Genomic DNA, 20,759 nt, shown 5'->3' with positions numbered 1-20,759 from the left:
ATTCCTGCCGGGTTTGCATGAGCGTTATGAATGAACCCTAGAAGACTGACTCCATCAATGTCGTTGCTGATTGCGTTTGAAGCTGCCGCTCGACATGGCAGTTTCACCAAAGCAGCAGAAGAACTGACGCTGACCCAGAGCGCAGTCAGTCGACAAGTGCAAACGCTTGAAGCCCAACTTGAAGTCGAGCTGTTCAGACGTGACGGGCGAAAGATCGAACTGACCGCCGCTGGCGCCCTCTATCAGCATGAGTTGGCCGCCGCTCTGGGCCGCATTCGCAGCGCGACGCTGCAAACCATTTCGTACAAGAATGACGGCGGCCCTCTGAATCTGGCGGTGCTGCCAACGCTGGGTTCAAAGTGGCTGCTGCCGCGCATGCATGAGTTCTATGCAAAACACCCTGGGATACTGGTGCATATCCACTCAAGAATTGTTCAGGCAGAAACCCAGTCCACGACCCACGACATGGACGCAATTATCTGCGTCGGTTCAGGGGAATGGCCTGGCTACATCTCGCATAAGCTGCTGAGCGAAAAACTGGTGGTCGTGGCCAGCCCGGCAGCTCTACCCGAATACCCTAAAATGACGCCCGCCAACGTTGCCGAGCATGCACTGCTCAACGTTGTGTCGAGACCGAACGCCTGGTCTGACTGGTTTGACAGCCATGATGTGAATCACCGAAACATGAGATCCGGCCCGAGCTTCGAACTCACCGCGCATCTGATTCAGGCGGTATCGGCTGGTATCGGGATCGGACTGGTGCCGGAAATTCTCGTGCAGGATGAGCTGAAGAGCGGCGAACTGGTTGCACTGTTTGACGCAATGGACAGCGGCCGCAGTTACTACCTTGTCTATGCGACCCGTTACCAGCATCTGCCGTCGTTGAACACGTTCAGCGCCTGGCTGCTGTCGTTACCGTTTCCTGACCGGTAAAGATGCAATCTTTGAGTTGAATGAATTCCTTGTAGGAGCTGCCGAAGGCTGCGAGGCATTTTCCGCCATCGCAGCCTTCGGCAGCTCCTACCAGTTAATGTGTGTCAGGACTACAGATCCAACAAGCGGTCGGCGATCAATCCCGACGCAACGCTCTCTACCGACCCGACCAGAAATACCGGGCCCATGCCATCCCATCGAACTGTCACTGTTCCGCCATCGCATTCGACCTCAACGGTATTGTCCAGCAAGCCACGCCGAATGCCGTTGACCGCAGAACCACACGCGCAGGACCCCGACCCGAGGGGAATACCACCGCCCCGTTCCCAGATACGCAACCGGATGTGCTTGCGGTTGATAATCTGGACGAAATGCACGTTGGTCTTGAGCGGAAACAAGTCATTGGTTTCAAGGGCCGGACCGATTTTCGCGATATCAACATCAGCCAGATCATCGACAAAATAAGTGCAGTGCGGATTGCCCATGCTGCAGGCCGTCGGGCGACCGGCAAGTGGCAGCACTACAGAATCCAGTTCCAGAGACAGCGGAATATCTGCCCAACCAAACAACGGCTTGCCCATGTCGACCGCGATATCACCGGTCGACGTTCGCTCACACGCCAACAAGCCGCGATTGGTGCGTAACTTTACCGACGTTACATCCGCTTCGCGCATCAACAAATCCGCAACACCTCGCGTAGCGCTTCCGCACGCGTCCAGAGAAGAGCCATCGGCGTTCCAGAATATCAAGCGCGCCGCGGCATCTTCGCAATCGAGCAACACGGCGAGTTGATTGAAGCCGAGCCCTCGATTCCGGTCACCCAATCGGCGGGCGATGGCGCTGGTGAACGGGTTGGCGGCGTTTCGCGTGTCTACAATGACGAAATCATCGCCATTGGCATGCATTTTATGAAAACCAAGCGGCATCACTGGATCCTGCGACAAGACGTGGAGATGATGTTTTAAGGGTATTAGTCCACCACAAACAACCTGGCGCCCGTAGTGGTGAACGACCGATGTCCTTCGGCGTCATTACTCACCTGATAGCTCATCCCGGCAGTGAGCACGAATTGGCGACCATCCTCAAGCTCTGTGTGCAATTCACCCTCAAGGCACAGCAGGATATGGCCTCTCCAACACCAGTGATCAGCCAGATAGCCTGGGCTGTATTCCACCATACGAACGCGCACCGCGCCAAACTGACAAGTGCGCCAATAAGCAGTACCGGTTTCACCGGCATGTTCTACAGGTTCGATTGTCGACCAGTCGGTTGTACCAAACGGGAAAGCGGTGAGTTCAATCATGGCTGGCTCAGAACAGAAGGGATGCAAACCGTATCAGCCCCAAGGAATGACCGACAGATACAGATTGCTTGTAGTCGCGGGATACAGAGCCCCCCATCCATGGCTGTTTGTGGGGCAGCAAAAATCAATCAGCATCCTGCCGCGCTTGGTAACCAGAAGCTAAGGCGCATTGCGTGCCCCCCCTGTAAACCTGTTTATCAAGGACGATGGTAATGATCAGCGTTGCACTGTCAGTTATTTTGAATACGTTGGCGCTGATCCTGGCTGCTCGCATCCTGGATATTGCCCTGCGCATAATTCCGGCTCTTCTGGTAGTCGGACACTCTTGGCGACAAGCTGGCGCTCCATACAGAGACTTGAGGGTGTAATATTCGCCATCAACGACCATTGTCGAGGCTTCCATGACCGGGATATCGCTGAATTTGCCAGAAGATCTTTCCAACTCACTCACCGATCTCGCTAAAACGAGCGGCCAGAGTGCGAGCTATCTTGCTATGGACGTTCTCCGCGACTACATCGAACACGAAAAGACGCTGACCGCGCAGATCGAGCAGGCGGTAAAAGAAGCCGACGAAGGCAAATTCGCCAGCGAAGAGCAAGTCTCGGCAATGCGTGCCAGGCGCTGGAGCGGGAATGCGGGTTGAGTGGCTGGAAAAGGCCCTCAATAATCTTGAAGACGAAGCAAATTATATCGCCCTTGAAAACCCCAAAGCTGCCGACGACTTTTCTGATGCCGTTTTCGCGAGCATAGATCACCTGGCACAGTTTCCAACGATGGGCCGTGAGGGTCGGGTAAAAAACACTCGAGAGTGGGCAATGCCCGACTGGTCATATTTGATTCCCTATCGAGTACGTGGTGATTGCCTACAGGTACTGGGCGTATTTCACACAAGGCAAAGGCCACGATCGAAATGGTGAGTCAGGCTAATCGGGTTTGCTGTTCGCAGCCTCTGGCCGACAGATGCTGCGTAGGGTAGTAAAGGTAGTTGGGCATTTAAGAAAATCCGTTAACGCCCCAACAGATGAATACGTGGAACGTCGATCATGAAATATGACGAAAAACTGATTGAAGACGCAGTGCTTGCCCTATTGACAACCTTCAGCGCTGACAATGGCAACGCCTGGAAAGGGTTCGACTTCGAAATTATGAATCGACTGCATGAGCTTGGGTTTATCAGTAATCCAGTGAGCAAAAGCAAATCGATCTGGCTGACGGCGGAAGGTCAGGAGCGTGGACGGCAGGTAGCCGACCGGCTATTTGGAGTGCAAATTCAAACGGGGGAAACATCTAAACCTGAATCCTGACTTCAACCTGCGGTCACGCTAGATGCGACAAACATCTGCTGTTGAACACGCCTCTGCCGAACGACGATAGAAGCTAACCGTACAAGCCACCGCACCTACTCTCGCGAATCGCTGATCATCGCACTTATCCGCGCAGCCATGGTTTCGACCAGAAACGGTTTGGTGAGTACGGCCATCCCGGGAGCAAGGTGTCCATTCGCAAGAATCGAGCTTTCTGCATAGCCAGTGATGAACAGCACTTTCAGGTTCGGCCGGGAAATGCGCGCCGCATCCGCCATCTGGCGTCCGTTGATTCCGCCGGGTAGCCCGACATCGGTCACCAGCAAGTCGATGCGGACGTTGGATTGCAGCAATTTCAATCCGGCCGCGCTGTCCTTGGCTTCAATTGCCACAAAGCCAAGTTCTTCAAGGATGTCGGTGACAAGCATGCGCACCGTAGGCTCGTCATCCACCACCAGAACTGTTCCGCCGTGGTCGGCGCGATTGAATGCCGAAGGCGCAGCCAGTAAATCTTCGTCTGGCGTCTCACCGTGGTGCCGAGGCAAGTACATGCACACCTTCGTGCCCCGATCAACTTCCGAGTAGATCCGGACCTGCCCACCCGACTGCTGGGCAAACCCGTAAATCATCGATAACCCTAATCCCGTGCCTTCACCAATGGGCTTGGTCGTGAAGAAAGGCTCAAACGCACGCCCGACGATCTCAGGTGGCATGCCATTACCCGTATCGGTCACGGACAGCGAGAGGTACTCCCCGGCAGGTATCTGATGCTGTTTGGCGGCACACTCGTCGAGCCATGCGTTGGCGGTCTCGATGGTAATGCGACCGCCGTCTGGCATCGCGTCACGGGCATTGATGCACAGGTTCAGGAGAGAGTTTTCAAGCTGAGAGGCGTCAACCAGCGCCCCCCAAAGCTCAGGCATATCGGCTACATCAATCGTAATGCCGGGGCCCACCGTGCGCTGAATCAGTTCAAGCATGCCTCGAACGAGTACGCCTACATCCGTGGGTTTGGGGTCAAGAGTCTGGCGACGCGAGAAGGCCAGCAATCGATGGGTCAGAGCAGCAGCACGCCGAGAGGCACTCTGCGCCGCTACCATGTAGCGTTCCACATCCCCAAACCGTCCCTGCTGCATTCGGGTGTGCATCAACTCGAGTGATCCGGAAATCCCCGCCAGCAAATTATTGAAATCGTGCGCCAAACCGCCGGTCAATTGGCCTACGGCCTCCATTTTCTGGGACTGGCGCAGCCGCTCTTCCGCCTCCGAAAGCTCAGCGGAGCGCTCGGCGACGCGCTGCTCGAGCGTTTCATTGAGCCTGCGTAACTCGGTAATTGCGAGGTCGCGTTCCGCTTCAACAATACGTCGCGCTTCAACGTCTATCAAAACGCCCGGAAAGCACTGAGGGGTGCCATCTGGCGCATGATCAACGCGACCGTTGGCTTCCAGCCAATAATATTTGCCGTCAGCACGCCGCACTCGATATTGGTGAGCATAGAGGCCGCCTCTGGCAATAGCCTCGTTGATAGCCCCGGCCAGTCCGGCCTGATCATCAGGATGGACAGTGGCAACAATCTGAGCAAGCGGGATACCTTCCCTGCCAAGCGCGGGATCCAGGCCAAATGCGTGGGCGAAAGCATCATCTACCGTAAAACGGTCGGTTGGCAGATCCCAACTCCATGTACCAATGATTGCCCGGGCAGCCAGTGCAAGCTCTACGCGCTGGATATTTTCCTTATTGAGCGCCTCGCTGACACGCAAGCGCTCCTCGGCGGCGCGCCGTTCGGTCATATCAAATACAAATCCCGGAAAACTGGTGGGCTTGCCGTCGATATCGGTTTCAACACGCCCATGAGCGTCGAGCCAATAATACTTCCCGTCTGCACGCCTCACCCTGTACTGATGGGAGTAGGTTCCACCACGGATAACGGCCTCTGCGATAGCGGCATCCAGCCCTGGCCGGTCTTCGGGGTGCACATTTTCCAGAACCCTTTCGATGGGTAGGTCAGCCTGTATCAGGCTTGAATCAATACCGAAAGCAAGGGCAAAACCAAGGTCGATAGTGAAACTGTCACGCGCGGGGTGCCAATTCCAGGTCCCGATCACGCCCCCGGCGGCCAGGGCGTTGCGTTGGTGCTCGTAATCCCGATGAGCCTCAACCTCGCGCGCGCACCGGCTCTCGGCTTCGGCCAGTCTCGCCCGAAGTTCATCGTTCTCAATCCTTAGGGAATAAATCTCGTTAGACACGCTGGCCATCTCAGACAAACTGCGCTGCTTCGGCCAGGGCCGAAACTGGATGCAGGTAACCAGGTGAACGTTTGAATGAGCTGCGGGGCAAGCAGACAGGCTGGCGGCAATGGATGTTCATGCCTTGAATGTTCCTATTACGCAAGTAATTGCCATATTACACGGGTGGCACAATGCCGTCCCCGGTTGAAGATGGCGGCGAAGCAAGGCACATGTATTTTCCGACGAGCACCCATTCCCGTTGTGCTCGGGCTATTGCCGGGGCTCTGGTAGACTTCAGCCTTTCGAACCCCTCGCGCTGAAATTCCGCGTCTCATTTACCGCTTCCAGGCGGTGATCATTGCGCAGTGACACGCTCGAAACTGGGAAAAACACGCAGACCAAAATGCAGACACAATTCGCTTCAAACCCTTTAAACACAGGCCCTGAACCCTCCCGCCGCTTCAGCGTTGCGCCGATGATGGACTGGACTGATAGACATTGCCGATTCTTCCTGCGCCTCCTCTCCAAGAACGCTCTGCTCTACACCGAAATGGTTACCACCGGCGCGCTGCTCAACGCTGACCCACATCGCTTTCTCCAGCACGACGAGGCGGAGCATCCGCTGGCGTTGCAGTTGGGGGGCAGTGTTCCGGCGGATCTGGCGGCGTGTGCGCGGATGGCCGAAGCAGTGGGTTATGACGAGGTGAATCTGAATGTCGGCTGCCCGAGTGATCGGGTTCAGAACAATATGATTGGTGCGGTGCTCATGGCGCATCCGCAGTTGGTGGCTGATTGCGTAAAGGCGATGCGTGATGCGGTGTCGATTCCGGTGACGGTCAAGCATCGGATCGGGATCAATGGTCGTGACAGCTACGAGCAATTGTGTGAGTTTGTCGGCACCGTTCGCGACGCGGGTTGCACCAGTTTTACGGTGCATGCGCGGATTGCGATTCTTGAGGGCCTTTCCCCCAAGGAAAACCGTGATATCCCGCCGCTGCGCTATGACGTTGCCGCGCAGCTGAAGCGTGATTTTCCTGATCTGGAAATCATCCTCAATGGCGGTATCAAGACCCTCGAACAATGCCAGGAACACTTGCAGGTATTCGACGGCGTAATGTTAGGTCGCGAGGCGTATCACAATCCGTATCTGCTGGCCGAGGTCGATCAGCAGTTGTTTGGCAGTGAGGCACCGGTGATTTCCCGGGCTGAAGCGCTGGCAGAAATGCGCCCATACATTGCCGCGCACATTCAGAGCGGCGGTTCCATGCATCACGTTACCCGTCACGTGCTGGGCCTCGGCACGGGTTTCCCCGGCGCCAGACGCTTCAGGCAGTTGCTGTCGGTGGACATCCACAAGACTCAGGATCCGCTGGCGCTACTGGATCAGGCGGCCGGGCTGCTGGAAGGTCGCTGAAAGCAGGGAACAAGCGCGGCGGATAGCGCTCCAACCAGTCTGGATCGAGTTTTCGCCCGCCCGGGCAACAGGCCGCCCTGTTCTGGCGCGGCGTTATGCTTAGCGCCCTTGAGTGGGCGCCATCGCTCGGGTAATGTCACCTAACCGCACAGGACAGAGCACGCTCATGACTTCCAAGCTGGATCAACTCAAAGCATTCACCACCGTTGTTGCCGACACCGGCGATTTCGCAGCCATCGAAAAGCTCAAGCCGGTCGACGCGACCACCAATCCTTCCCTGCTGCTCAAGGCCGGCTCCAGCGACAGCAACGCTGATCGCCTCAAGGCAGCCTTCAGCGGCGCCAATGGCGATATCGGTCTGGCATCTGATCGTTTTGCCGTCGCTATCTGCCAGGAAATTCTCAAGGTTGTTCCGGGCCGCGTTTCGACTGAAGTCGACGCCCGCCTCTCTTTCGACACCAATGGCTGCATCGAGCGCGCCCAGCGCCTGATCGATATGTACGAAACGGCCGGCATCAGCAAGGATCGCATCCTGATCAAGCTGGCTTCGACCTGGGAAGGCATCCGCGCCGCCGAAGTACTGGAAAAGAAAGGCATCCAGTGCAACCTGACGCTGCTGTTCTCCTTCGCCCAGGCCCAAGCGTGTGCCGATGCTGGCGTATTCCTGATTTCGCCGTTCGTAGGCCGTATCTACGACTGGTACAAGAAGGCTGAAGGCAAGGATTATGTGGGCGCGGAAGACCCGGGCGTGAAGTCTGTGACCCGCATCTACAACTACTACAAAGCCAACGACTACAAGACAGTCGTTATGGGTGCCAGCTTCCGTAACCTGAGCCAGATCGAGCAATTGGCCGGTTGTGATCGCCTGACCATCAGCCCGGACCTGCTGCAGAAGCTTGCCGAAGATACCGGCACGCTGGAGCGCAAACTGAAACCGGGCAATGCCGGTGAGCCGCGCGTAACGCTCAATGAAAGCGAATTCCGTTGGGCGTCCAACGAAGATGCGATGGCGACCGAGAAACTGGCTGAAGGTATCCGTCAGTTCGCTCGCGATCAGGAAAAACTGGAAGCGTTGCTAAGCGCCAAGGTCTGATCCAGAACGCTGAAAGACTAAAAGGGCGGCATCCTCACGGATGCCGCCCTTTTTGCTGCGCTCCTCACCAGTGGATCAGTGACGTTCGAGGGCGTTGACCAGGTCGTGGAAGGCTTCGCGATTGGAGTCATTGAGCCCCATCAGGATCTTGTGCGCTTCCAGCACCTTGGCCTTGACCACCTCTTCGCACTGGTCCTGAGACGGCAGGTCCGTCAGGCACTCAGGGCACGGAATCGGACGATCAACGATATTGAACACTTGATCGAAACCCATCGACTGCAGAAGCCGGGTGATGTCTTCGTGGGTGGTGACCAGCGTTGGCAACAACCCTACTTTTTGACGCGACAGGATCGACAGTTTGGCCAGCAAGCCAAGTGTCGTGCTGTCTATGCTGCGGGTTTCGGTCAGATCAATTACTACCGTTGAAAAATTCAGCGCAGTGAAGATCCGCTCAATAGTCGCATCCAAAGCCGAACATAACGTCAGACGCACTTCCCCGACAAACTTGAGGACAAACGTGCCTTCCTGCTCGGCGAACTGGATTCTACCGGTACTCATTCAAGGTTCCTGCTCAACACTAACAAGGCGATATCATCCGGCATCTCCCCTAGCGTGGCCAATCCAAAAGTCTGGCGCAAGCCATCCAGGCTGCCGCCCGCCGCCTTTACCAGTTCAGGTAGTGCGGCTTCTTTCTCTTTGAGTGTATCACCGGGAAGCAAGTCCAGAATGCCATCAGACAGCAGGGTCAGACTAAACGACTCGGGCAAGTCGATCACATGATCCTGATAGGTGGCTTCGTTGAACAGCCCTACGGGCAAACCGCGACCTTGCAGGTAGCGTGCTTCACCCGGTGTATACAACACAGGCAACGGCAGATGACCGCCGACTGCGTACGTCAGTTGCCCCGACTCCTCGTCAATCACACCGCCAACCATCGTTACATGCTTGCCCAGCTTGCAACTGATCAGGCCGCGGTTGATGTGGCCTAGAACGTCAGAGGGCTTGAATTCCGGTAGCGTACCACCACGCTTGGATTCGAACAGCAAGCGTGTGGTCATGAACTTGAGCAGCACGGTGATGAACGCCGAAGAAGCGCCATGCCCGGAGACATCCGCGAGATAGAACGCAACGCGGCGCTCGTCGACGCGGAAGTAATCAACGAAATCACCCGACAGGTAAAGCGAGGGAATGATTTCGTGAGCGAAATTGAACTGATCGATCGACCACGGGCTGATCGGCAGCATGTTCATCTGCACCTGTCGACCGGCATCTTGGTCTTCCTGGAGCAGATGCAAGCTTGCTTCCAGCTCGCGGTTTGCGGTTTCCAGCTTCTTGCGATACTGCTGGTTCTCCTGCAGCAGACGCGCACGGTCAAGTGCGCGACGCACCGAGTGCTCCAGCACGGCCAAGTCTTCCAGAGGCTTTATCAGGTAATCCGCAGCGCCCAGGCGGAGCGCCTCGACAGCGTCATTCATCACGCCTGCACCCGACACCACGATTACAGGCGTTTCCGGCGCGATGGCCGTCACCTGACGAATCAGCTCAAGCCCGCCCATTTGCGGCATGCGCAAATCGCAGATCACCAAATCAGGCTTGTCCTGCTCGAATATCTGTATGCCCTCCAAGCCGTTATTTGCTTGAAGGACGCTGAAGCCACTGTCTTCCAAATAGGCGGCAAGGCTCGCTCGCACTACTTCGTCGTCATCGATTATCAGCAGCGTGGCACTGGTTTTCTGCATGTGGGCAAACGGCGCCAGATAAGGTTGGCGTAAGCACCCCGGTTCACGGGTCTGCGTACTGGATTCGCTTCTAGCCACTCTGACCGCACGACCGGACTTGTGATCCCGTAACTGGCGTTTCAGAGGTGCCCTTCAAGGCGCAGACGGTACTCCCATCCGACGGGCGTTTCAAGCACGCGGCAGTCCCGACATTGCGTCTTTACACGGCAAATCGCTCAGAGTTATAAGAACCATGAATTCAGCAATGGAAATGAAGGACTGGACATGAGTCTAAATGATCGAAGCTACGAGGAGAAACGGGACTTCATCCGGATGCGCGTGGAAGCTGACATCAGCTTGATCTACGCAGGCCAGGTCATCCCGGCTGTATGCATTGATTTATCGAGCTCCGGGATGCAGGTACAGGCACCCAGAACCTTCAGGGTTGGCGAAAAACTGCACGTGAGAATCGATTCGGACCACGCAGCCCTCAAAGGCCTTGAAGCAGAAACAGAGGTTGTATGGGTCACTGACGAAGCCGATGGCGGACAAAAACTGGGCCTGACCATCGTCAAGATGAGCTGAGATCCGGCGGAACTGGTTCACAAATGGTAAAAAATAAAGGCGACCACAGGTCGCCTTTATAATTTCAACTGACCGAGATCAGAAATCGTCGACCACCTGACCATCCTTGACGCGGAACTCACGGTTCTGCAGGTACGCGTTACGGATAAAGATGTACTTGTCGCCATTGATCAGGCGCTCGGCCGACAACAGGCTGGCACGGGTATCCACCAGGTTGATGCCCAGCGCAGTGTTGCGGGTGGGTACGTGGTCAATGTAGCGGTACGGTGAGGTGTAGGTGTCCGGGTACTTGGCGACGGCGTCACGTACAGTGCTAGGCCCAAACAACGGCAGCACTACGTATGGACCGCTTTGCACGCCCCAGTAACCCAACGTCTGACCAAAATCTTCGTCACTGCGCTGCAGGCCCATTTTGGTGCCGACATCGATGAAGCCCAACAGGCCGAAGGTGGTATTGAAGATCAGGCGCGCAGTATCAACACCCGCTGCAGCCGGTTTAGCCTGCAGCACGTTGTTAGCGAGGTTTCCGACATCACCGATGTTGTTGAAGAAGTTATGTACGCCATCTTCTACAAACTGCGGAGCAATGAATTGATAGCCCTGCGCGATAGGCTTCAGCGCATAGGTATCAAGAGTGTCATTGAAGCGGAAAGTGAGCCGGTTGACGCTTTCCCACGGATCTTCCTCGGCGGCCTGCGCAACCATTGGCACTAGCGCCATACCGGCACACACACACAGCTGAGCAAGACGATTGAATACACCTGCACCGGTCACGGGCATAGCTGAAACTCCTGGCATAAGTAATGAAGCGGGCGCTACGCCCCCACACGTCAAGGCGAGGAGTATAAGGCCATATGACAGGGATTTGGCAGCGCCTTGGTCATTCAAGTCTGTAAGACTGGTAAAACACTGATAAACACCATCACCTGATATTCATCTTACTGTCACAAATGCCCCGTAGCGTTCAGCGTTATTTCAGAGATATCGCCATGCTCGCCCCTGTGACAGCTCCCCTGCCCGCTTTTACTGCCGTTCTTTTTGGTCTCAGTGGCTGCCTGGTGGACTTTGGCGCCCAAGCGCGCAACGCTTCCAGGCTGAGCGACGAGCAATCGTTGCCTACGCCTGGCGCCTTGAAAGCATTACAGCGGCTGCATCAGCAGGCAGTGCCTTGTGCGTGGCTGGACGAGTTGCCCGCCGACCTTACAAACAAGCTGGCACAGCCATTGAGTCAGCTGATTAGTGCTACCCCTGCCGCCCAGGCACCCTGGCCCGCTCCACATGCTTGCTGGCAGGCGCTCATGGAGCTGAACGTCGGTCAACTGGATGGTTGTGTACTTGTCAGCGGCGAGCCACGCTTGCTGCAAGCGGGCTTGAGCGCCGGGCTGTGGACGGTCGGCCTCGCGTCGTGTGGTTCACTGTGTGGCCAGTCACCTTCTCAGTGGAATGCCCTGACCGATGCCGAGCGCGAATACCGCCGGGGCCAGGCGACATTGCAGCTTTACGCGCTGGGCGTGCATTCGGCGATCGATCATCTGGGTGAACTGGAATCCTGCCTGGCGGATATCGCGCTGCGTCGCACCAAGGGCGAGAAGCCCTGACATAGAATATTCGGATGCAACTCGCGCACTGTAACGCAGCCCCTTAAACGCACACCCGTAGGACCGGCTTTAGCCGGGAGGGCATTTTTTCCTGACACTCGGTTTGCAGCGAATCCACCGCCCCTCTCCCGGCTAAAGCCAGTCCTACAGGTCACAGGGCGTCCGCAGGAAAGTCTTTAGCTGCGAGGGCGCCAAGACTGGACGCGCAATTTGAAGGCAAGCCGCACCAGAGTGGATTAGTCTTGTCACATACCCAAGAAGAACCTTTGGCCCTGCGCCGGGGTCCATGGGACAGACTTATCAAAGAAGGAGCACGTCATGCCTGCCCGCGAACTGCAAGAACAACTCAATACCCTGCGCGAGCAACTGGAGCAGAACCCGCCGCTCAACCCAGAGGAGCGCGCCGACCTGGAAACACTGGCGCAGCAGATTCAGTCGCAGATCGAACTGGAGTCCGTGACTCAGGACGCGAGCCTGGCCGACGGCGTTAATCTTGCCGTAGAGCGCTTCGAGCTGGAGCATCCTGGCATTGCAGGGACTCTGCGCAACATTGTTGTGACCTTGGGCAATATCGGTATTTGATGCCACAAGACGCTAGAACGCACCGCCTGCCAACCAGCAGCAAAAAGCCCGTCGAAGACGGGCTTTTTTTATGCTTACTGCCTGGCCAGTCGGCGATTATCCGGGCTGATCGAGTCAGTGCTGCGATACGGATTGATATCCAGACCACCACGCCGCACATAACGCGCATAGACGGTCAACTTCTCCGGGTTGAGCAAACGCTGCAGGTCGAGAAACATCCGCTCGACACACTGCTCATGAAAATCCGAATGCTGGCGGAAGCTGACGATGTAAGCCAACAGGCTCGCAGGATCCAGCTCTGCGCCGCGATACTCCACCGCTACGCTGCCCCAGTCCGGCTGACTGGTCACCGGGCAATTGGATTTGAGCAAGTGACTGTGCAGGCTTTGCTCGACAATACGGGAATCATCGCAACGCAGCAGCTCTGGCTGAGGCCGGTCGTAGCTATTGATGCTCACATCAAGCTCATCGATGCAAAGCCCCGGCATCGTCGCCACGCCTTCGCCCTCAATGTCCGCCAGAGTGCGGATACGCACGCCTACCGGCTTACCCGCCGCGGCAGACAAATCCTTGACCAGCGTTGCAGTCAGCTCTGCACGATCAGCAAAGGCCGTCTGATTGAGCGAGTTGAGGTACAACTTGAACGACTTCGACTCGATGATATTCGGCGAATCAGCCGGAATGCTGAACTCGGCGATGGCCACCACCGGCTTGCCGGAGGGCAGCAGCCAGGAAAGCTCGTAGCAATTCCAGAAGTCGACGCCCTGATACGGCAACGTCTCGGCGGTCAGACCCAGCTCGGCCCATTTGGCGGCACGCGGGATCGGGAACAACAGAGACGGCGTGTAAGTGGCGATATATTCGCTGGACTTGCCTAGCGGCGAGTGTTCGGCTGCGGGGTGCATGAAAGTACCTGAATCACATAAAGCTGACGGAATAAGCGCCAGTTTATAGGGTTTGCGCCGAGCTTTCAGCGACTAGTCGGTAATTGTCAGCTTGCCGACCATACCGGCCTGATAATGCCCAGGCAGATTGCAGGCGAACTCAAGATTGCTGGCCTTGGCAAAGGTCCACGTCAGCTCGGTGGTTTTGCCCGGTTCAACCAGCACGCTGTTCGGATCATCGTGCTTCATTTCCATGGAGCCATGGCCCATGTCGTGATGAGCCATACCCGTAGGCGTCAGCATGCCGCTTTGTTGCATTTTGATCATTTCCTGCTGATGGCTGGCGTGCATCGCCGCATCGCCCAGGTTGAACTCATGCAGCAACTGGCCTTTGTTGATCAGCACGAAGCGCACCGTCTCACCGGCCTTGACCTGCACCGCCTTGGGGTCGAAATACATATCCCCCAATACCAGTTCAATGGTGCGCGAAGCCTGGGCGGCAGGCGCAGCATGTCCGAACGTAAGGGCGGGAGCTGGCGAAGCAAGCAATGGCTGACTGAGTGTCAGCAGTGCAGCAACCAGTGTGAAGCGGGCAATATAGGGCATGGTGTTCTCCAGAGTGGCGACGAACAAAGGCTGAAGTCAATGAAGTGAGTGACCGGGCCAGACGAACAGAATCGAGTCAGGCCCGAGCCATCAATCACTCATACCGCAATGCATGCGCAGGCTGAATCTGCGCCGCGCGCCAGGCCGGGTAAAGCGTGGCCAGGAAGCTCAGGATAAAGCCCGCGCTGCAAATCAGCACCACATCGCCCGCTTGCAACTCGGAAGGCAGATTGCTGATGAAGTACACGTCAGAGCTGAAGATGTGCTGTCCACTGACCCGCTCTATCCAGCCCACAAGACTGCTGACGTTGATCGCGGCAATAATCCCCAGCACGCCACCAATGATCGTCCCGACGATACCGATGACCGTTCCCTGAACCATGAAGATGGTCATGATCTGTCGCGGTGTCGCGCCGATGGTGCGCAGGATTGCAATGTCCGCGCCCTTGTCGTTCACCACCATGATCAGCGTAGCAATGATATTGAACGCAGCGACGGCGACGATCATCAGCAACAGCAGGCCGATCATGGTCTTCTCCATCTTCATCGCGCTGAACAGGCTGCCCTGGGTGTGAGTCCAGTCATCGGCGCGATAATCTGCTCCGAGGCCTCCGGCAATTGTTTTCGAGACTTCAGGCGCCTTGTACAGATCCTTTAGAGCCAGACGCACACCCTGCACCTGATCAGGCTGCCAGCGGTTTATCTGCGCGGCGTCTGCGACGTTGATCAAAGCCATGGAGCCGTCAAGCTCGGCGCCAACCTTGAAAATGCCGACCACCGTCAGGCGTTGCAGGCGTGGCGTGATGCCGCCCGGCGCGCTGCTGACTTCAGGCACGATCAATGTCAGTTTATCGCCGACGTTCAGACGGAAGCGACGGGCGCTCAACTCGCCCAACACGACACCAAACTCGCCCGCTTTTAGATCTTCAAGCTTGCCCTGCACGATGTGTTTGGTGACGATCGACACCTCGTGCTCCAGCGCCGGATCAACGCCACTGATCTGAATCGGCTGCATCGCGCCCTTGTAAGAGAGCATGCCGTCCATTTCGGTGAATGGCACAGCGGCCGTGACTTCCGGATTCTTCAACGAAGCGTTCGCAACCGGCTTCCAGTCGTCCAGCGGCTTGACGCCCGCGATCACTGCATGGGGCACCATGCCGAGAATGCGCGAGCTCATTTCCCGCTGAAAACCATTCATCACGGACAGCACCACAATCATCGCGAGCACGCCCAGCGCCAACCCGATCATCGAAGTCATGGAAATGAACGAGATGAAATGGTTGCGGCGCTTGGCACGTGTGTAGCGCGCGCCAATAAATATTGATAACGGTCGAAACATTCGCAGTGCACCGTGGGAAAAATTGTCGCAAAAAATCAAATCCCGGCGCGATCAATTGCGCCGGGCTGGAGAGGTCAGGCTTCTACCAGACGACCGCCTTCCAGGCGCCATACACGATCCATCTGTCTGGCCAGATTCATGTCGTGAGTCACCACCAGAAACGCCGTGCGCGACGAAGTGCTCAGCTCCAGCATCAGGTCCTGAATACCTTGCGCGGTGTGGTGATCGAGGTTACCCGTAGGCTCATCAAGCATCACCAGCCCTGGCTGATTGACCAGCGCCCTTGCGATTGCCACACGCTGACGTTCACCACCGGACAACTCGGAAGGTTTGTGCGCCAGACGGTGTCCCAGCCCTACCCGCTCCAGCAGCGCGGTCGCACGCTGACGCGCTTCCGGGATCGCCGTCTTGCCGATCAGCAGCGGCATGCAGACGTTTTCCAGCGCAGTGAATTCCGGCAACAAGTGGTGGAACTGATAAACGAAGCCCAGCGCGCGATTACGCAGCAGGCCACGGGCCTTTTCGCCCAATGCGGAAAGCTCTTCGCCAGCCAGCCAGACACTGCCTTCGGAAGGTGTATCCAGGCCGCCCAACAAATTGAGCAAGGTACTTTTGCCAGAGCCTGAACTGCCGACAATCGCCACGCGCTCGCCCGGAAACAACTCCAGTTGCAACCCGGACAGGACCACTACCGACTCAGGGCCTTCCTCATAGGATTTGCCCAGGTTGCGGCAACTCAATACTGCTTTATCACTCATGCCCGACTCACTCATAACGTAACGCCTCCGCCGGTTGGGTGCGCGCTGCGCGCCAGGCCGGATACAGGGTGGCGAGGAAACTCAGGACCAATGCCGCGCCGCAGACCATCAACACATCTTCAGCCATCAGTTGCGATGGCAAGTAGTCGATGAAGTACACATCGGCATTGAGAAACTTGTGGCCAATCAGGCCTTCCAGCAGGGAAATAGCAGCACTGACGTTGAGCGCAGCAATAATGCCCACTACAGCGCCGATGAACGTGCCGACCACACCGATCACTGTGCCCTGGACCATGAAAATCGCCATGATCTGCGCGGGCGTAGAGCCCAGGGTGCGCAGGATCGCGATGTCGCCCTTCTTGTCGTTGACCACCATCACCAGCGTGGAAATGATGTTGAAGGCTGCGACGGCGACAATCAGCAACAGCAGCAGCCCGATCATGGCTTTTTCCATGCGGATCGCCTGATACAGGTTGCCGTGGGTGCGGGTCCAGTCACGGGAATAGTAGTTGTGTTCGCCGAGGGTCTGGGCGATTTGATAAGAGGTGCGAGGCGCTTCGAACAGGTCTTCGAATTTCAGGCGCAGCCCTTGCACTTCGTTGGCTTTCCAGCGATGCAGGCGGCCCAGGTCATCAATATTGGTCAGGCCGAGGTAGCCATCCAGCTCACCGGCTCCAACATGAAAAATACCTGTCACGGTAAAACGCTTCATGCGCGGGAACATACCGGCGGGCGTCACAGTCACTTCAGGGGCTACGAACGTCACCTTGTCGCCAATGCCAACCCCGAGCTTGGTGGCAGCCTTGTCGCCGATCACGATGCCGAAGTCACCGGCAGCCAGATCATCCAGCTTCCCCTGCTTCATGAAGTTATCGATGATCGAAACTTTCCGCTCTTGCGCCGGGTCGATGCCATTAAGCAGGACCTTTTGCACGTTGCCGTTATTGGTCAACAAGCCCTGCATCTGGGTAAACGGGGCAACAGCCAGCACCTGCGGGTTTTGCCTGACCTTGTCAGCCAGACTCTGCCAGTTGCCGATCGGCTCACCGGCTTCGATGGTGGCGTGCGGGACCATGCCGAGTACGCGAGTACGCATTTCATGATCGAAACCATTCATGACCGATAACACGACTATCATCACCACTACGCCCAGGGCGAGACCGATCATGGAAGTCAGGGAAATGAAGGAGACGAAATGATTACGGCGTTTTGCACGGGTGTAACGCGTGCCTATGAATACAAAAAGAGGTCTGAACATTTAGGGACTTGTTCGGAGGAATGGGAACGTCCTTGTGGCGGGCCTGAGCAGGCAGCTTTACACTCGAAATCACTCTGAGCACTGCGAGCAACCACTATGACCATCGCCGCTACCATGGGTTCGCCATGTCGACATTAGATGAAGAAGAACGCCGCGAATACTACCGTATCGAGGACAGCGTCGCACTTGAAATTAACCTGTTGTCCAGTACCGACGAGACTGGGCACCAGGCCATGCGCGAAACCTCGGCACTCTTCGAACTGCTCAGCGAGTTGCACATAGCCGAGTTCGAATCCCAGCATCTTCTACGCCAGCTGGACGACCGCGACCGGGTGGTGAACAGCCTGATGCAATCGTTTGGCAAGCGCATCGAACTGCTTGGCCGGGTGGTGGCGCAAACCACTCTGGGCAAGCTGGGCGCCCCGCAACCCGTGACTATTTCCGAAGGTGGCGTGCAATTTCACAGCGCTACAAGCTTCGCCGTCGATGCCCAGCTATCGATAAAAATGGTCTTGATGCCGCAAGCGTCAGCATTGATGCTCCACGCCAAAGTGACCCATTGCGACATTCTGCTGGACGGCCAATTCGAGATCGGCACCGAGTTCATCGACCTGCCCGACTCGCAAAGACAGCTGTTGGCCAGATACATTTTGCAACGACAAGCTGCGCTGCGGCGTCAGGCGCTGGAGCAGGAAAAGCCTGAGTAAACGAAAGCAGGCCAAGCAGACGCTGCACCTGGAGCTGCCGAAGGCTGCGATGGCGGTGCGTCAGACTAAATGCTTCGCAGCCTTCGGCAGCTCCTACAGGGAATGTATTTCATCCAGAGGATGCATTTCGATAACAGTACATAACTGACTATCAAACCAAGACCAACGCCTTGAAGGCCACCAGGAGTAAACGTGACCCTTATTTATGGCCATCGCGGCGCCAAAGGCGAAGCACCGGAAAACACCCTGACCAGCTTTCAGGAATGCCTCAAGCACGGCGTACGGCGCTGTGAACTGGACCTGCACCTGTCCAGTGACGGGGAATTGATGGTGATTCACGACCCGACCCTGAAGCGCACCACCGACAGGCGCGGCAAAGTCATCGAACACAGCGCCGCTGACCTGGTGACGTATGACGCACGCAAAGGCGGCCCCGGCTGGATCAATCCCTGCCCGATCCCACGCCTTGAAGAGCTGTTCGAAAAGTGCGATTTCGAGCACTGGCAGCTGGAAGTCAAAAGCGCGTCCCGCACCCGGGCCGCATCAACCGTACTGGCCATCCGTGAAATGGCTCAGCGCCACGGCCTGCTGGACAAGATCACCATCACCTCAAGCTCTCGGGAAGTGCTCAAAGCCGCACTGGAATTGACGCCGGACATATCGCGCGGCCTAGTGGCCGAATACGCATGGCTCGACCCGCTGAAAGTCGCGCAAAGCTATGGCTGCGAGTACCTGGCATTGAACTGGACACTCTGCACCCCTGAGCGCCAGCAAAAAGCTCAGCGTCAGGGTTTGCATGTGTCGGTGTGGACGGTCAACGAACCCGCACTGATGCGCAGGCTCGCCGACTTCGGCGTGGACAGCCTGATTACAGACTTTCCCGGTTTGGCCAGCGCCACCCTCGAGAATCGCTGAAATCGGTCTCCCCGGCCGGCTCAGGCCACCGGCCGGAGTCGCTTAAAAAAGCCGGTTCAGGCCATCGTAAGCAGCTACCCGATAAGCTTCAGCCATGGTCGGGTAGTTGAACGTTGTGTTGACGAAATACTTCAGGGTATTGGCTTCACCCGGCTGGTTCATGATCGCCTGCCCGATGTGCACAATTTCTGATGCCTGGTCGCCGAAGCAATGCACACCCAGCACTTCCAGAGTTTCACGATGGAACAGGATCTTCAGCATGCCCACACGTTCGCCGGAAATCTGCGCCCGCGCCATGCCCTTGAAGAATGCCTTGCCTACTTCGTAAGGCACTTTCGCCTGCGTGAGCTCGTGTTCGTTTTTGCCGATCGAGCTGATTTCCGGAATCGTGTAGATGCCGGTTGGCACGTCGTTGACGTAGCGCCAGCTGCCGTTATCGACTACAACGCCTGCAGCTGAACGCCCCTGATCGTAAGCGGCACTGGCCAGGCTCGGCCAGCCAATCACATCGCCCGCGCCGTAAATATTCGGCACGTTGGTACGGTAGCTTTCGTCGACTTCAATCTGGCCGCGGCCGTTAGCCTTGATACCAACATTCTCCAGCCCCAGCTTGTCAGTGTTGCCGGTACGACCGTTACACCACAGCAAGGCGTCTGCCTTGATCTTCTTGCCGGACTTGAGGTGCAGGATCACACCGTTATCCAGACCTTCGACCTTTTCGTACTCTTCGTTATGGCGAACCATCACGTTGTTGTTGCTGAAGTGATAACTCAACGCCTGAGAAATTTCCGAATCCAGAAAGCTCAGTAGCTGATCGCGGTTATCCACCAGCTCGACCATGACGCCCAGACCACTGAAGATCGAAGCGTACTCACAACCGATAACGCCAGCGCCATAAATGATCAGCTTGCGCGGGGTGTGACCGAGGCTGAGGATGGTGTCGCTGTCGTAGATACGCTTGTGGGAAAAGTCGATATCCGCAGGGCGATATGGGCGCGATCCAGTGGCAATAATGATCTGGTTGGCGACCAGTTTCTCCACGACGCCGTTGCCGCACACCACATCGATGCTGTTCTCGTCAGCAAAACTGCCAGTGCCAAAGAACACATCAACGCGATTACGGGCGTAATAGCCAGTGCGCGAAGAAACCTGCTTGGAAATAACCATTTCGGCGTTTTTCAACACGTCCGGGAACGAAAACCAGCGTGGCTCGCCAATGGCCCGGAACATAGGGTTAGTGTTGAAGTGAATGATTTGCTTGACCGAATGACGCAATGCCTTGGACGGGATGGTGCCCAAGTGTGTGCAGTTACCGCCGACCTGCCGACGGCTGTCGACCATCGCTACTTTGCGCCCTGCCTTGGCGGCGTTCATTGCCGCGCCTTCTCCGGCAGGGCCGGAACCCAGTACTACTACGTCGTAGTTGTAGACAGCCATGCGTACTCCTTAGAACAGGCCGAGGTGCCACTCTGGCATCTCTGGCTAAATCACGTCGCGGCCAGCGACATGAAGGATCAGAATCTGGCGCGCAGT

The 20,759-nt window shown here is 56.7% G+C and carries 23 protein-coding genes; 11 read left to right on the top strand and 12 right to left on the bottom strand.

The features are described 5' to 3' along the window. Positions 1-30: 30 nt before the first annotated feature. On the top strand, positions 31-933 hold the full coding sequence (locus K3169_RS12010) for a LysR substrate-binding domain-containing protein (protein ID WP_231677356.1): 903 nt from the start codon (positions 31-33) through the stop codon (positions 931-933). Positions 934-1,043: 110 nt separating this feature from the next. Here the strand turns inward: K3169_RS12010 and dapF are convergent, their stop codons facing one another. Both dapF and K3169_RS12000 read right to left on the bottom strand, forming a co-directional pair. After that, positions 1,044-1,859, bottom strand: coding sequence for a diaminopimelate epimerase (dapF, locus tag K3169_RS12005; protein WP_231666161.1), 816 nt, complete (start codon positions 1,857-1,859; stop codon positions 1,044-1,046). 44 nt (positions 1,860-1,903) lie between these two features. Continuing rightward, the gene (locus K3169_RS12000) at positions 1,904-2,233 is read right to left on the bottom strand and encodes a DHCW motif cupin fold protein (protein WP_027898278.1); all 330 of its coding nucleotides are present in this window, start codon (positions 2,231-2,233) and stop codon (positions 1,904-1,906) included. 404 nt (positions 2,234-2,637) lie between these two features. Between K3169_RS12000 and K3169_RS11995 the strand changes: the two genes are divergently transcribed. The 3 genes from K3169_RS11995 to K3169_RS11985 all read left to right on the top strand — a co-directional run bounded on the left by K3169_RS11995 (position 2,638) and on the right by K3169_RS11985 (position 3,541). Beyond that, complete coding sequence (locus K3169_RS11995) at positions 2,638-2,880, top strand: CopG family ribbon-helix-helix protein (protein ID WP_027898276.1); 243 nt, start codon at positions 2,638-2,640, stop codon at positions 2,878-2,880. Further along, positions 2,870-3,154, top strand: coding sequence for a type II toxin-antitoxin system RelE/ParE family toxin (locus K3169_RS11990; protein WP_027898275.1), 285 nt, complete (start codon positions 2,870-2,872; stop codon positions 3,152-3,154). Before K3169_RS11995 ends, K3169_RS11990 begins: the two co-directional genes overlap by 11 nt. Before the next feature lie 126 nt (positions 3,155-3,280). Further along, positions 3,281-3,541: a DUF6429 family protein gene (locus K3169_RS11985; protein ID WP_122704890.1), complete on the top strand. Its 261-nt coding sequence runs from the start codon at positions 3,281-3,283 to the stop codon at positions 3,539-3,541. Positions 3,542-3,636: 95 nt separating this feature from the next. On the opposite strand, the gene K3169_RS11980 is transcribed toward K3169_RS11985, so the two are convergent. Beyond that, positions 3,637-5,787, bottom strand: a complete 2,151-nt coding sequence (locus K3169_RS11980; protein ID WP_317633758.1) for a PAS domain-containing protein — start codon at positions 5,785-5,787, stop codon at positions 3,637-3,639. Between the two features lie 385 nt (positions 5,788-6,172). Between K3169_RS11980 and dusA the strand changes: the two genes are divergently transcribed. Together dusA and tal are read left to right on the top strand one after the other, a co-directional pair. Next, positions 6,173-7,183 carry a tRNA dihydrouridine(20/20a) synthase DusA gene (gene dusA / locus K3169_RS11975; protein WP_231677431.1) on the top strand — a complete coding sequence of 337 codons (1,011 nt, stop codon included), beginning with the start codon at positions 6,173-6,175 and terminating at the stop codon, positions 7,181-7,183. Positions 7,184-7,349: 166 nt separating this feature from the next. Then, positions 7,350-8,276 (top strand): transaldolase, encoded by a 927-nt coding sequence (gene tal, locus K3169_RS11970; protein WP_027898269.1) that lies wholly within the window; start codon positions 7,350-7,352, stop codon positions 8,274-8,276. Positions 8,277-8,351: 75 nt separating this feature from the next. Here tal and rssC read toward each other — a convergent pair whose 3' ends face one another. Beyond that, entirely contained in the window at positions 8,352-8,834 is a 483-nt protein-coding gene (rssC, locus tag K3169_RS11965) for an anti-sigma factor antagonist RssC (RefSeq protein WP_027898268.1), read from the bottom strand. Further along, positions 8,831-10,015 (bottom strand): two-component system response regulator RssB, encoded by a 1,185-nt coding sequence (rssB, locus tag K3169_RS11960; RefSeq protein WP_027898267.1) that lies wholly within the window; start codon positions 10,013-10,015, stop codon positions 8,831-8,833. Before rssB ends, rssC begins: the two co-directional genes overlap by 4 nt. Positions 10,016-10,279: 264 nt before the next feature. Here rssB and K3169_RS11955 point away from each other — a divergent pair, with 264 nt between their 5' ends. Further along, positions 10,280-10,579, top strand: coding sequence for a PilZ domain-containing protein (locus K3169_RS11955; RefSeq protein ID WP_027898266.1), 300 nt, complete (start codon positions 10,280-10,282; stop codon positions 10,577-10,579). 78 nt (positions 10,580-10,657) lie between these two features. Here K3169_RS11955 and K3169_RS11950 read toward each other — a convergent pair whose 3' ends face one another. After that, positions 10,658-11,359: a VacJ family lipoprotein gene (locus K3169_RS11950; RefSeq protein ID WP_027898265.1), complete on the bottom strand. Its 702-nt coding sequence runs from the start codon at positions 11,357-11,359 to the stop codon at positions 10,658-10,660. Between the two features lie 209 nt (positions 11,360-11,568). On the opposite strand from K3169_RS11950, the gene K3169_RS11945 reads away from it, so the two are divergent. Next, positions 11,569-12,177, top strand: coding sequence for an HAD family phosphatase (locus K3169_RS11945; RefSeq protein WP_263271698.1), 609 nt, complete (start codon positions 11,569-11,571; stop codon positions 12,175-12,177). Between the two features lie 318 nt (positions 12,178-12,495). Next, on the top strand, positions 12,496-12,759 hold the full coding sequence (locus K3169_RS11940) for a DUF4404 family protein (protein WP_027898263.1): 264 nt from the start codon (positions 12,496-12,498) through the stop codon (positions 12,757-12,759). A gap of 74 nt (positions 12,760-12,833) precedes the next feature. Here the strand turns inward: K3169_RS11940 and queF are convergent, their stop codons facing one another. From queF to K3169_RS11915, 5 genes are all read right to left on the bottom strand, one after another. After that, positions 12,834-13,664: an NADPH-dependent 7-cyano-7-deazaguanine reductase QueF gene (queF, locus tag K3169_RS11935; protein ID WP_206361660.1), complete on the bottom strand. Its 831-nt coding sequence runs from the start codon at positions 13,662-13,664 to the stop codon at positions 12,834-12,836. 72 nt (positions 13,665-13,736) lie between these two features. Continuing rightward, a complete protein-coding gene (locus K3169_RS11930) occupies positions 13,737-14,249 on the bottom strand; it encodes a cupredoxin family protein (RefSeq protein WP_263271696.1) in 513 nt (170 codons plus the stop codon). Between the two features lie 94 nt (positions 14,250-14,343). After that, positions 14,344-15,588 (bottom strand): lipoprotein-releasing ABC transporter permease subunit, encoded by a 1,245-nt coding sequence (locus tag K3169_RS11925; RefSeq protein ID WP_231677429.1) that lies wholly within the window; start codon positions 15,586-15,588, stop codon positions 14,344-14,346. A gap of 74 nt (positions 15,589-15,662) precedes the next feature. After that, on the bottom strand, positions 15,663-16,346 hold the full coding sequence (gene lolD / locus K3169_RS11920; RefSeq protein WP_176469878.1) for a lipoprotein-releasing ABC transporter ATP-binding protein LolD: 684 nt from the start codon (positions 16,344-16,346) through the stop codon (positions 15,663-15,665). Between the two features lie 7 nt (positions 16,347-16,353). Next, entirely contained in the window at positions 16,354-17,604 is a 1,251-nt protein-coding gene (locus tag K3169_RS11915) for a lipoprotein-releasing ABC transporter permease subunit (protein WP_263271694.1), read from the bottom strand. A gap of 125 nt (positions 17,605-17,729) precedes the next feature. On the opposite strand from K3169_RS11915, the gene K3169_RS11910 reads away from it, so the two are divergent. Both K3169_RS11910 and K3169_RS11905 read left to right on the top strand, forming a co-directional pair. Beyond that, entirely contained in the window at positions 17,730-18,311 is a 582-nt protein-coding gene (locus K3169_RS11910) for a PilZ domain-containing protein (RefSeq protein ID WP_027898717.1), read from the top strand. A gap of 192 nt (positions 18,312-18,503) precedes the next feature. Then, positions 18,504-19,226, top strand: coding sequence for a glycerophosphodiester phosphodiesterase (locus K3169_RS11905; RefSeq protein ID WP_099269247.1), 723 nt, complete (start codon positions 18,504-18,506; stop codon positions 19,224-19,226). Positions 19,227-19,268: 42 nt separating this feature from the next. Here the strand turns inward: K3169_RS11905 and sthA are convergent, their stop codons facing one another. Beyond that, entirely contained in the window at positions 19,269-20,663 is a 1,395-nt protein-coding gene (gene sthA, locus K3169_RS11900) for a Si-specific NAD(P)(+) transhydrogenase (protein ID WP_027898719.1), read from the bottom strand. Positions 20,664-20,759: the final 96 nt, after the last annotated feature.

The sequence above is a fragment of the Pseudomonas phytophila genome, assembly GCF_025643095.1.
Classification (GTDB): domain Bacteria; phylum Pseudomonadota; class Gammaproteobacteria; order Pseudomonadales; family Pseudomonadaceae; genus Aquipseudomonas; species Aquipseudomonas quasicaspiana.
The sequence above is the reverse complement of the archived record's forward strand: the minus strand, read 5'-3'. Positions and strand labels throughout refer to the sequence as shown.